Annotated in this window: 9 protein-coding genes; 5 read left to right on the plus strand and 4 right to left on the minus strand. The window is 57.2% G+C overall.

Translation table 11 applies throughout. The annotated features are described in order from the left end of the window. Positions 1–62 precede the first annotated feature (62 nt). The gene (locus KO499_RS07785; RefSeq protein WP_416240388.1) at positions 63–1,571 is read right to left on the minus strand and encodes an acetyl-CoA hydrolase/transferase family protein; all 1,509 of its coding nucleotides are present in this window, start codon (positions 1,569–1,571) and stop codon (positions 63–65) included. Positions 1,572–1,792: 221 nt separating this feature from the next. On the opposite strand from KO499_RS07785, the gene KO499_RS07790 reads away from it, so the two are divergent. Beyond that, on the plus strand, positions 1,793–2,743 hold the full coding sequence (locus KO499_RS07790) for an adenosine deaminase (RefSeq protein WP_215983128.1): 951 nt from the start codon (positions 1,793–1,795) through the stop codon (positions 2,741–2,743). Positions 2,744–2,783: 40 nt separating this feature from the next. On the opposite strand, the gene KO499_RS07795 is transcribed toward KO499_RS07790, so the two are convergent. Beyond that, on the minus strand, positions 2,784–3,635 hold the full coding sequence (locus KO499_RS07795; protein ID WP_215983129.1) for an MOSC domain-containing protein: 852 nt from the start codon (positions 3,633–3,635) through the stop codon (positions 2,784–2,786). Positions 3,636–3,907: 272 nt separating this feature from the next. On the opposite strand from KO499_RS07795, the gene KO499_RS07800 reads away from it, so the two are divergent. After that, positions 3,908–5,908 (plus strand): methyl-accepting chemotaxis protein, encoded by a 2,001-nt coding sequence (locus KO499_RS07800; protein WP_215983130.1) that lies wholly within the window; start codon positions 3,908–3,910, stop codon positions 5,906–5,908. A 30-nt stretch (positions 5,909–5,938) separates the two neighbouring features. On the opposite strand, the gene KO499_RS07805 is transcribed toward KO499_RS07800, so the two are convergent. Next, on the minus strand, positions 5,939–6,847 hold the full coding sequence (locus tag KO499_RS07805; protein ID WP_215983131.1) for a bestrophin family protein: 909 nt from the start codon (positions 6,845–6,847) through the stop codon (positions 5,939–5,941). Positions 6,848–6,912: 65 nt separating this feature from the next. Next, complete coding sequence (locus KO499_RS07810) at positions 6,913–9,534, minus strand: EAL domain-containing protein (RefSeq protein WP_215983132.1); 2,622 nt, start codon at positions 9,532–9,534, stop codon at positions 6,913–6,915. A 273-nt stretch (positions 9,535–9,807) separates the two neighbouring features. On the opposite strand from KO499_RS07810, the gene KO499_RS07815 reads away from it, so the two are divergent. The 3 genes from KO499_RS07815 to KO499_RS07825 are packed head-to-tail and all read left to right on the plus strand — an operon-like array spanning position 9,808 to position 12,670. Beyond that, entirely contained in the window at positions 9,808–10,821 is a 1,014-nt protein-coding gene (locus tag KO499_RS07815) for a DctP family TRAP transporter solute-binding subunit (protein ID WP_215983133.1), read from the plus strand. Between the two features lie 60 nt (positions 10,822–10,881). Further along, entirely contained in the window at positions 10,882–11,376 is a 495-nt protein-coding gene (locus KO499_RS07820; RefSeq protein ID WP_215983134.1) for a TRAP transporter small permease, read from the plus strand. Beyond that, a complete protein-coding gene (locus KO499_RS07825; RefSeq protein WP_215983135.1) occupies positions 11,366–12,670 on the plus strand; it encodes a TRAP transporter large permease in 1,305 nt (434 codons plus the stop codon). The genes KO499_RS07820 and KO499_RS07825 overlap by 11 nt, the downstream gene beginning before the upstream one ends. Positions 12,671–12,693 lie beyond the last annotated feature (23 nt).

Raw genomic sequence — 12,693 nt, forward strand, 5'->3', positions numbered from 1 at the left:
TGATCATCTGGGCTGTGAACATCATCTTGTGCGCGACTCTGCTCATTGTTGTGCTGCGCTAGTTACATCTGCCCGGTTTCTTCAAAACGCTGGTGCCAGCTCAGTGCCTCACCCAGCAGGTGCGGGGTATGCATGCCCCGGCCACTGCTGCAGGCCCGTTCAAAGTAGTCGAGCAGCTTCGGCTTGAAATCCGGATGGGCGCAGTTTTCAATGATTTTGAGAGCCCGCTGGCGGGGTGCCAGGCCACGCAGGTCCGCCAGCCCCTGCTCGGTAACCACGATCTGCACATCGTGCTCGGTGTGGTCGACATGGGAAACCATGGGCACGATGCTGGAGATAGCACCGTCCTTGGCCGTGGAGGGGGTCATGAATACGGAGATGTAGCCGTTCCGGGCGAAGTCGCCGGAGCCACCGATGCCATTCATGATCCGGCTGCCCATTATGTGGGTGGAATTTACATTGCCGTAGATGTCGGCCTCAATCATGCCGTTCATGGCGATGATGCCCAGTCGGCGGATGATTTCCGGGTGGTTGCTGATTTCCTGGGTGCGCAGGACGATGCGCTCCCGGTAGAAATCGATGTTTTGGGTCAGCTCCCTGATGGCTTCCGGGCTCAGGGAGAAGGCAGTGGCTGAGGCCATCCTCAATTTTCCGGATTTAAGCATGGCGAGCATGCCGTCCTGCAATGCCTCGGTGTAAGCGGTCAGGTTATCGAACGGACCTTCATTCAGGCCGGCAAGTACCGCGTTGGCAATGTTGCCGACACCGGACTGCATGGGCAGCAGATTCTTCGGGAGCCGGTTGCTTTTCACCTCTGCCTCGAAAAATTCGAGCAGATGCCGGGCAATGCGTTGGGAGTTTTCGTCCGGCTCGCTGAAGCGGGAATTGCGGTCGGGCGAGTTGGTTTCCACCACGGCAATGACTTTTTCGGGCGGGCACAGCAGGTATTTCTCACCAATCCGGTCGTCCGGAGCCGTCATCTGGATGGGTTTGCGCCGTGGCGGCAGGGCGGTGCCGTAGTAGATGTCGTGCATGCCCTCAAGGCCGGAGGTCTGACCATGATTCACTTCCAGGATCACCCGGTCAGCCTGGTCGATCCAGGTTTTGTTGTTGCCAATGGAGGACGACGGAATCAGCCTGCCATCTTCGGTCACGCCGGCCACTTCAATGACTGCCACATCCAGTTTGCCGAAGAAGCCGGACCACGCGTGCTGGGCAACATGAGACAAGTGAATATCGACGTATTCCATCCGCCCTTCGTTGATCTTCTGACGGCAAACCGGATCACTCTGGTATGGCAGACGCATCTCGATGCCATCCACTTCGGCCAGAGCTCCGTCCAGTTCCGGCGCGGTGGAGGCACCCGTCCAGACGCTGATACGGTACTTTTCACCAAGGTCCCGGTGTTCCCGAATATGTTCAGCCAGAGCCTGCGGAACCGCTTTTGGATAGCCGGCGCCAGTGAATCCGCTCATGCCGACATTGACGCCGGAGGGAATAAGGGCAGCCGCTTCCTTGGCAGTCATAATGCGTTCACGCAGTTTCGGGCAGAGAATTCGGGGGGCAGTAATCACGATGACTCCGGTTTTCTTTATGCTGATAGAGGTACCAAAAAGGGCTGGTGATAATACCATATCCGTAGGTATTTGTTCTTAAGCTTTGGTCTTGTCTGGCGGCGCCGGGTGGCCCTGCAGGGGGCGTCGCCGAGTTCATGTTAATACTGATATTTGCAAGAGCTCACGGCTTTCCGGGATGATTTACTGATTGACCATCAAGCAATCCGGAGACTGCGATGAACGAAGCCTGGCTGAAAGCCTTGCCCAAAGCGGAACTGCACCTGCATCTGGAAGGTGCGCTCGAGCCCGAACTGATGTTTGCTCTGGCTCGTCGCAATGGCATTGAAGTTCCGTGGGATGATGTAGAGTCTTTGCGCGAGGCCTATTCCTTTAACAATCTGCAGGAATTTCTGGATCTGTATTACCAGGGAGCCAGCGTGCTGCGTACGGAGCAGGATTTTTACGATCTCACCTGGGCATATCTGAAAAAGTGCCAGGCTCAGGGCGTGGTGCACGTTGAGCCTTTTTACGATCCGCAGACACACACCAGTCGTGGCATCCCCTTTGAAGTTGCCCTCAATGGCATCAGTGGTGCCATGCGCGACGGCCGCGAGCAGCTGGGGATTTCCGGTGGGTTGATTCTCAGTTTCCTGCGGCACCTGTCGGAAGACGATGCTTTCCGGACGCTTGAGCAGGCCATGCCATTCCGTGATCAGTTTTTTGCGGTGGGCCTGGACAGCTCCGAACAGGGCAATCCGCCCAGTAAGTTTGAGCGGGTGTTTGCCAAGGCGCGGGCCGAAGGTTTTCTGGCGGTTGCCCATGCCGGTGAGGAAGGGCCGCCCGAGTATATCTGGCAGGCACTGGATCTGCTCAAGGTGAGCCGGATTGACCACGGTGTTCGTGCCGCTGAAGACCCGAGGCTACTCGACAGGCTGGCGGAACAGCAGATCCCGCTTACGGTTTGTCCACTGTCCAACATCAAGCTGTGTGTGTTCCCGGACATGGCTCAGCACAATATTCTGGAGCTGTTGGAGCGTGGTCTGAAGGTGACGGTGAACTCGGATGACCCATCCTATTTCGGCGGTTATGTGCTGGAAAACTTCGAGGCGTTGCGCGATGGTCTGGGCATGACCGAAGAGCAGGCGCGGCGGCTGGCCCGGAACAGTATGGACGCCCGGCTGGTGTAATGGCGTTTGGTGCCGGGTTCAGCAGGTTTGCTGGGCCCGTTTACACCAGATAGACGGGATCGCCCACGCGGATGGTCCCGGTTTTCACATTCTCGCCGTAGATCCCGAGATTCTGGTTGGCATTGGCAACAATGCTGCGGAGGATGGTTCGATCTTCTTTAAAGTCTTGTTGCTGCCGAACGACGGCACCGCAGCGAGGCGCCGGGGTCTGGCACTGGATATCGGTTTCACCGATACGCAAGGTACGGCCCAGCCAGTTCTGTTCGGCCAGACCGGAAGTGCCGGGCCCGGTTTCGATGACAACGTTGGGGCGGAACCGTTCCAGGTTCCAGTCGGCAGCAGGGTTGGTGGTTCGCATGTTTTCCAGGCTGGCGGTGGTCAGAATATGCAGCGGTGAGACCAGGAAAAAGGTGCCAAGTCGCGACACGTACTCCTGCATTTCCGGTGGCAGGTTGTCGAGATCGGGTAACGGCTCACCGGATTCTCGCGTAAAGGTGCTCTTGAGCTCGTCCAGCCAGTGTTGCTTTCCACGTTTATAGCGGCGGTAGAACGCGGTGTTGGATTCAGGTTCAAGGGGCCTGAGTTCGCTCCGGTGACCGACCAGTTCCGAAATACGTTGATCGGTGCGGGGGTCGCCACACAGACTTTGTTCTCCATTGGGGAAGGTGATTTGCACGGCCTCTTTGTCCGTGCCGGAAAAGCGGGCGCGGCACTGGAGGAGTTGCGGACGGAACTTGCAGCTCTGTATCTCCTGCCGTTCGATGTCCCGGACCGCCCAGAGCCGGTCGCCTTCGATGCCCCGATCATCAATGAAAGCGTCAGACAGTGCCGATCCCGCCATGCCTTTGACCGGGTACTGCCAGATAGATGCAATCTGCCCAACGCGTTCCATGATTCATGCTCTCTGTAGACTGATAACAGAATGTAGGCTGCAAGCCCGGTGGTGTCCATGCGTTGGATGACGTAGGCCAGAGAGGTGCGAACACCGGGACCACTCTACGCGGTCATTCTTTTTGGGGCGCTTGCCTGAGGCTTTGTCTTGTCTGGCACTGATCTGGTGCGCTTTGCGCAGCATGCGCCTGTCATTTCACGGATCTTGTGATGGCACCGTTCTTGCCTTGTTTCCTGTCCAACGAGTCAGATTTTATTCAGGGCTGGAGAATTATGCTGTTCTTGCTTCGAAATTTATCCATGCGCGGCAAACTGTTGCTGCTCATTTTGCCCGCGCTGCTGGGCATCCTCTATTTCTCTGTGTCCACGGTTAGTGAGCGTTACACCAACCTCCAGACTACCCGTTCTCTGCAAACGCTGTTCAACCTGGTGCTGGTGGCTGATCCGTTAGTAAAGGATTTGCAGAGAGAGCGGGGGCTTTCTGAGCTGTATCTTGCGACCGGAGGTAGCGATAGCCGGGTTGTTGAGCGCCTGGAGGTGCAGAATGAAGCCACGAATGCCAGCCTTGCCAGTGTGCTCTCGTTCATCGAAGCCATGGCCGAGGATGACCGCCAGATTGTCGCGGCGCAACTGGACACCCTGAACGATGCGCTGAGGCCGCTGAATGACCTTCGCAGTGGCTTCATGGATGGCAGTGACGTAACGCTTGAAACCGTCCAGGCCCGCTACACCGACGGCATAACGGGGCTGATTGATCTGCTTCCCCTGATTCTGCAACGAGCGGATGAACCCAACCTGACGCGCCAGTTGAGTGCCTTCCTGGCGATCACCAGAGCCACGGAGTGGGGTGGCCGTGAAATGGAAGCGGGTTCGCGCATTCTGAGGGAAAGTGCGACCACTCTGGCTCTGGCTTCCAGCATCAGTCATGCGGCGGGTAGTCAGGATGCGCTTCTGTCTCTGGCTGGCGATACCCTTGGTAATGGCTTTAACGAGACGCTTCAGGCTATGCGTGAATCGGAGCCGGTGGTGGCTTTCGGGCAGCTGCGGGACCGGTTGATTGGCAGTCAGTACGGATTTCTTGGCATGGCTAACATCGAGTGGTTCGACAGCTCCAGTCAAGCCGTTGAAGCGGTCAGTCAGCTCAAAGACATCGTGAGCAAGGAACTGGCTACAGGGACACAGGCGGTGCTTGTTGAGGCGACCGCGGATCTGCGCGAAGCGGCCATTGTTGGTGGGGTGGTTATGCTGGCGGTGATTCTGCTGGCCATCATGATCATTCGCGGGGTGAGCGGACAGGTTAACCAGTTGCTGCGCGACTTCCGACAGATCATGGATGAGAAGAACCTGGGTATCCGGACCCAGGTCAGTTCGAAAGATGAAATCGGATTGATTGGCACCGCTCTGAACAGTCTGATGGAGAATTTTTCCGGTGCGTTGAACCAGATCGACCAGACCAGTGTGCAACTGGCGTCTGCCTCTGAGCAGACCCGTGCAACCGCGGGTCACAATGCCGATCAGGTTGATCAGCAGCAACAATTGGTGGAGCAGGTTGCTACCGCCGCAGAGGAAATGACCAGTACCTCAGAGGACATTTCGCGCAATACCCAGGAAGTCGCCGCAGCAGCTGCCAGTGCTTCTGGCAAGAACGAGGCCGGACGCCAGGTGGTGCAAAGCAGCGTCGGCCTGATCCGAAGCCTGGCCAGCTCGATTGAACAGGTCAGCGGTCAGGTGGCACGCCTGCAGGAGAGCAGCGCGTCTATTACCCGTGTGATCGATGTAATCCGCAGCGTTGCAGATCAGACCAATCTGTTGGCCCTGAACGCTGCCATTGAAGCGGCCCGCGCCGGGCAGCATGGCCGAGGCTTTGCGGTGGTGGCAGAGGAGGTCCGGACACTGGCGCAGCAAACGCACCAGTCTACCGTTGAAATCGAATCCATTATCACCGGGTTGCATTCCATTACCGATGACGTCCACGGAGCGGTGACGGAAAGTCATGAACTGGCTAATCGCAGTGCCGACGAGGCTGCATCCCTGGAAGATACGCTCGCTGACATCTTGCGGGATGTGGATCGTATCTCGGGGATGGCTACCCAGATTGCCGCGGCAGCAGATGAGCAGGTGACCGTCACCCGGGATATTTCCCGCAACATGGCCACCGTGCGTGACACCTCACTTCAGACCCTCTCAGGGTCTCAGGAAATCTCTCAGGTTACGGTCAGCCAGGCGCAGCTGGCCAGTGAACTCCAGGCTCTGGCTCAGGGATTCCGGGTGTAGCAGGCATAGAGCGTCTGGGCAGGGGCAGCGTCACTGCAACAGGTAGCCCACCGGCTGCAAAGGCTCTGGTGCCGGCTCGCCCAGCGCTTCGGCAATGCTTATCTCATGCAGCCGGCATATGGCATCCAGGGGAAGGTCGTTGGTGTGGCGGCCAAACGGGAACTCAAGCTGTTCCGATAAGCGGTCCAGCCCGAAGAAGGTGTAAGCCACAATCGCCGTGAATACAGGGGTAAACCAGCCCGCGACACCCACCATCCCGAACGGCAACATATAGCAATAGACATAGGCTGTGCGGTGGGCAAGCAGAGTGTAAGCAAAGGGCAGGGGAGTGTTTGCAATGCGTTCTGAGGACGCCTGTATGCCTGCCAGACCGTGCAGGTGCCGGTCTATTGCGGCTGCCGCCACCGAGTCAATGTCGCCCGCCTTATGGGCTTCAGCAACGACATCTCCGGCTCTTTGTAACATGAATTCGGCCGGACTCCGGGTCTTCAAAGCCTTCTGTACCAGTGCGCCGGACAAGGACTCCGGCAGGTCAGCTGTCACGTCTTCGCCGCGTAACTGGCCCCGCAGAAGATGGGCGTGGGCCAGGCTTCGCATCAACAGTTCCCGGCGCTGCCCGGGATTCAGGTAGATATTGCTGGCGCGTGCCAGACTCCGCATTTCATAGACCATGTGTCCCCAGTGTTTGCGAGCCTCCCACCAGCGATCGTAGGTGGCGGTGTTGCGCACACTCAGAAAAATCGACAGCGCAATGCCCATGATTGTGAACGGCAACAGGGTGTAATCGACGATGCCGTCGAGGTAATGGTGACGGGAAACCCAGGTCACTCCGCCTGCAAACAGCCCGGTCAGAAAAATATGGGGAAGGATGTGGGGAATAACAGATCCCCGCCACGCCAGCATCAGCCTGAGGGCACCGGGGCGGTCACGTACAATCATGAAACAGGACTCCAGAGAGCGGCTTTGGCCAGTTGGAATGGCCTGAAATTAGATCACATTGGTTATCAGGGGCGCAAAGTCTTCCCCGGGGCATTCAGGATGAGTACCTTGAACTCTTTGGCAGGCAGGGGGCGGGAAAAGAGGTAGCCCTGTCCGCTGTCGCAGCCCATGTCCAGCAGCAGGCGGCGTTGGGCTTCGGTCTCAACACCCTCAGCAATGACCTGCATGCCAAGCTTGTGGGCCATAACCACAATCGCTTCGGAAAGCACCCGATCGTTCTGTTCGGTTTCCATGTTCTTTACAAACGACTGGTCAATCTTCAGATAGTCGATATCAAACCGTTTGAGGTAAGACAGGGCAGAGTAGCCGATTCCGAAATCATCAATGGCCACCTGAATGCCGGCATCACGGAAGTGCAGAAGTCTGTCTTTCACTTCCTTGTTGGCGTTCAGAAGCAGGCTTTCGGTAATCTCGATGCTCAGGAACCGTTCTTCCAGACCAAGCGCGTGCAGGTGTTCCAGCCAGCTGCTGATACTCAGAGCGTCGCTCTGGAACTGTATCGGTGACATGTTGACAGACACTGGTATACCGATCCCGGTGAGGTCGTACCATTGCTTGGCAGCGGCGGCTGATTCCCGGAATACCCAGTCGCCGATCTCGACAATCAACCCGGTTTCCTCCGCCAGAGGGATGAAGTCTGCCGGGCTGATCAAACCGCGCCGGGGGTGATTCCAGCGTATCAACGCTTCTGCTTTTTGAATCTGTCCGCTGGCCAGGTCGAGAATCGGCTGGAAGAATACTTCAAACTCCTCGTTCTGAAGGGCAAGCCGCATGTCCGCAATCAGCGCGAGGCGGTTCCGGGCCGAATCCTGCAGGGCGCGGGTGAAATAGCTGATACGGTTGCGGCCCGCCGATTTGGACGCATACATGGCCTGGTCGGCGCTACTGACCAACTGGTCTACATCTGAGGCGTCATCAGGACAGAAGGCGATGCCGATACTGGTGGTGGCATAGATGGTCTCGCCGTTGATGGTGTAGGGAACGGCCAGCTTGTTAATAATCTGCTCGGCTACGGCTTCGGCATCAGCGGTTTTGGCCAGATCTCGCAGAATAACGGTGAATTCGTCCCCGCCCATTCGTGCAACGGTGTCAGACCCCCTGGTGCAGTGGTTGATGCGTTCAGCGGTCTGGATCAGTAACTGATCACCCACCGGGTGTCCAAGGGTGTCATTGATGTCTTTGAAGTGGTCCAGATCGATGAACAAAAGCGCCAGCAGGGAGCCTTCTCGTTGCGATGCCCGGATTTCCTGTTCCAGGCGATCCTGAAACATATACCGGTTAGGCAGATCGGTCAGGAAATCGTAGTTGGCCTGGCGCCAGATCAGTTCATCGGAACGGATTTTTTTGGTGATATCCCAGCCCATGGCAACGTAATGCTGGATTTCGCCCTTTTCGTTATGAAGGGTGTTGATGGTGAGCCATTCCGGAAAAACTTCGCCATTCTTGCGACGGTTCCAGATCTCTCCCTGCCAGACCCCTTTCTCGTGGATTTCTTTCCACATGGCCTCAAAGAAGGCAGCATCGTGGCGGCCGGAGCTGAGGATGGCCGGATTCTTTCCCTGTACTTCCTCAAAACTGTAGCCGGTTGTGCGGGCGAAGGCCGGGTTGATGGCAATGATTCGGTTGTCCGCGTCGGCCACCAGTACGGATTCGGAGCTGTGGTTATAAATGGAGGCGGCAAGATCAAGCTCTTCCTGGGCCCGGGCTCTCTCGATCACGATTGAAACCAGGTTGGCGACACTCTCGATCAGAGCGATTTCCTGTTCGTCGGGGGAGCTGGCCTCGCTGCGGTATATAGCGAAGGTTCCCAGTACTTTGCCGGAGGCCGACAGAATCGGCTCTGACCAGCTCGCGGCCAAGCCTGCATCAAGAGCCATCGCCCTGTAGTCTTTCCAGTAAGGGTCGGACGCAATGTCGGAGACAATGGTGCGTTTGCCGGTAAACGCAGCGGTACCGCAGGAGCCAACGGCCATACCGATCTGTATACCATGAATCGCCTGGTTATAACGGTCGGGCAGGCTGGGCGCAGCGCCAATCAACAGATGCTTTTCTTCTCTGTCCATCAGCAGGATTGAGCACATGGCCCCGGGATAGATCGCTTCAGCGGCCTCGACAATCTGCAGCATAATCTCTTTCAGGGAGGCGCCCTGCGCAACGCTTTCCAGTGCCTTGCGTCGCATCTGCTCACGCCGCTCAGCGAGCTTCCGGAATGTGATGTCTTCGATCTGGCTGACAGTATAGGCCAGGCTGTCATCCGGGTTTCGAACCGCGCGTGTGGAAAGGAGCACATCAATGTTGTCACCGGATTTCCGGATATACCGGGTTTCCATCACGAAATCGTCAATGACTCCGCCGACCAGTTTCTGGATGAGGCTTTCCTGGTGACTATGGCGATCCGGATGGACCAGATCAGCCCAGGTTCTGGTCTTCAATTCCTCCGGGGTGTAGCCGAACAGGTCGCAGAACGCCTGGTTGAACTCGATCCATTGGTTGTCCGGACCGGTGGTGGCCATTCCAAACATGGATTGCTCGAAATAGGCACGGAAACGCTGTTCGCTGGTCTCCAATGTTTGCAAGGCGTTACAGCGCTGTTGCTCCTGATCGGCCTCACTGTCTTTGGTGGGCATTAACAAAGTGCTCGTTTTATGAAGTAATGATCTCTGAAGTGTTGGTCGTTTTTGGCCAAAGTTCAAGCCTTTCTGAAGGATTGTGGAGAGCCGGAACGCCCGTCTGTACGCGGGTTGGTAGCATGCTTCGAGACGCTCGCAAATAGTGGGTCGACTTATTGATAGGTTCCTCTTCTATTGCCTCCCCCTATCTCCGTTTCTATAATCGCGGGGCGGTCCGCTGCCAGATGGCTGTTTGGCGATCTGGTCAACTCCAATAAGAAGGAAAACGCTATGTTGAAACGTCGTGCCTTTCTGGCTGCCACTGCGGCGGCTACACTCCTGTTCAGTGTCGCTTCTCACGCCGATTACAAGGATGAATACACCGTCTCAACGGTTCTTCCGTCAGCCTTTCCCTGGGGCCAGGCTGCCGACAAATGGGTGGAGTTGGTAAAAGAGCGCTCCGACGGCCGTATCAATATGAAGATTTACAGTAACTCCCAGCTGGTCTCCGGTGACCAGACCAAGGAGTTTTCTGCCATGCGGTCCGGCCTGATTGATATGGCCGTAGGGTCTACCATTAACTGGTCGCCCCAGGTGCCGGAACTGAACCTGTTCTCCCTGCCGTTCCTGATGCCGGACTACGCCGCCATTGATGCCATCACCCAGGGTGAGGCTGGCGAGGCAATTTTCGCTGCCATCAAGAAACGTGGTGTTACGCCGCTGGGCTGGGGCGAGAACGGCTTCCGGGAATTGTCTAACTCCAAGCAGACCATTGATGAGCCGGCCGATCTGGACGGTCTGAAAATTCGCGTTGTGGGCTCGCCTCTGTTCCAGGACACCTTCACGGCTCTGGGCGCCAATCCTACCCAGATGAGCTGGGCTGACGCCAAGCCGGCACTGACTACCGGTGCCGTGGATGGTCAGGAAAACCCGTTGTCGGTCTTTGACGTGGCGCGCATCGATCAGGTGGGTCAGAGCTTCCTGACGCGCTGGCATTATATGGCCGACCCGCTGGTGTTCGCTGTCAGCAATCAGGTGTGGGATCAGTTTTCTGCAGAAGATCAGGCTCTGCTGAAGCAGGCGGCAATTGATGCTGGCCAGTGGGAAATCGAGAAATCCCGGGGCGAAGTGGACGCAATCCTTGCCGAGATCAAGGCACGTGGCGTGGAAGTGACCGAGCTGACCCCTGCACAGCGCAATGCCTTCATTGATGCGACCAAATCTGTCTACGAAAAGTGGACCCCTCGCATTGGTGAAGATCTAGTCCAGCAGGCGAAGGACGCTGTTGCCAATCGCAACCAGTAATTCAAACCTGCCTCCGCGTCCGCCATCTTTGGCGGGCGCTTGTCCCGACCCGGAGCTGACATGCCGTCCCGAACTCCCAAGTTTCGCCCTGAGGCCTGGCTGGCCACCATTGCACTGATTGCAATCTGCGGCATCAGTCTGGGTAATGTGATTGTCCGCTATACCACGGATGCCTCATTTGCCTTCACCGAGGAGTTTTCGGTGTTCTTCCTGGTGGTGCTTACCTTTGGTGGAGCGGCAGTGGCTGCTCGTCACAACCAGCATATTCGTATTGAGTTGATTGAACATTACCTTCCGCTCTGGGCCCGCAAAGTGCTGTATGTGCTGCAATGGCTGGCTGGCGCGACCGTTCTGGGTGCCATGACGTGGTATGGCAGTACCTTTGCCCTGCAGGAATACCAGTGGGAATCTCTGTCGCCGGGGCTGGGGCTGCCCAACTGGATCTACGTTGTCTGGCTGCCGTTGTTGTCAGTGGCCATTTTCATTCGCACAACCCAGAACATGGTTGACCGACTGCGTGGCAAGACAGATCCGGAGGCCGTTCATGAGTCCTGATCTGTTGATGATCGCCAGTTTCCTGCTGGCTCTGCTGATGGGTGTGCCAGTGGCCATTGCCCTGGGTGTGGGTGGCGTGGTCGGTATTGTGGCCGGTTTACCCCCGGCCATGCTGGGTACCTTTGGCACCAACACCTACAACAGTGTGGCCAAGTACCCGCTTATTGCGATTCCTCTGTTCATCCTGACAGGACTGATTTTCGAGCGCGCGGGGGTGGCTGCCAGTCTGGTGCGGTTTGCCCAGGCGGTTATTGGCCCCCGTCATGGTGGGTTGACGGTTGTTGCGGTGCTGGTGTGCCTCATCATGGGCGGTATGAGCGGATCTGGCCCTGCCGACGCGGCGGCGGTAGCGATGGTGATGCTGCCGAGTATGAAGAAAGCCGGTTACCCGCAGCCGTTTTCGGCTTCTCTGATTGCGGCTTCGTCGTCTACGGCGATTCTGATTCCGCCTTCCATTGCGTTGATTCTCTATTCTATTGTGGTTCCTGGCGTTGATTTGCGGGCGCTCTTTGCCGCCGGACTTTTCCCCGGCATCCTGGCGGGCATCTCTCTGTTGGCGCCGGCGCTGTATTTTGCCCGCAAGTATCGGTGGGAAGATCCGGAAACTGTGGAGCGTCCGCTACTGTGGCCCAGCTTCAAGGCCGCGCTGCCGGCGTTGTTTGCACCGGTGATTATTCTCGGAGGGCTTCGGTCGGGGCTTTTCACGCCAACGGAGGCCGCTGTCGTCGCAGTAACCTATGGGGTGCTGGTTGGTTGCCTGTTGTACCGGAATCTGGGTATCCGGGATCTGTGGAACCTGATGACCGAAGCGGCCGTTACCTCCGGGGTGGTCATGTTTATCATTGCATTGGCCGGTATCTTTGCCTGGGCCGGCACCACTCTGGGCACCTTCCAGCATCTGGCGGATGCGCTGCTTTCGCTCTCGGAAAACGGGTGGGTGCTACTGGGTCTTGTGATGGTCCTGGTGCTGATCGCCGGTATGTTGCTGGACGCCATTTCCATCTACCTGATTTTGATCCCGATCGTGCTGCCGCTGATGAACCATTTTGGCTGGAACCCGATCTGGTTCGGCATTCTGCTGGCGATGAACATCGCCATCGGGCAGTTTACGCCGCCGGTTGCCGTTAACCTGATGGTGACCACCCGTATAGCCAACATCCGTCTGGAACATACCATTGGCTGGGCACTGGTGTTCATCGCGGCCATGGGATTGAGTCTGCTGTTGGTGATGCTGGTGCCGGGCATTGCGCTGTGGTTGCCGGAGAAGCTTGGTTATGTTGTAGGCCCCTGGTAGGGGCCTGATGATTGCCCTCCGGC

Origin of the sequence: Marinobacter sp. F3R08 (assembly GCF_018860425.1) — a bacterium.
Classification (GTDB): domain Bacteria; phylum Pseudomonadota; class Gammaproteobacteria; order Pseudomonadales; family Oleiphilaceae; genus Marinobacter.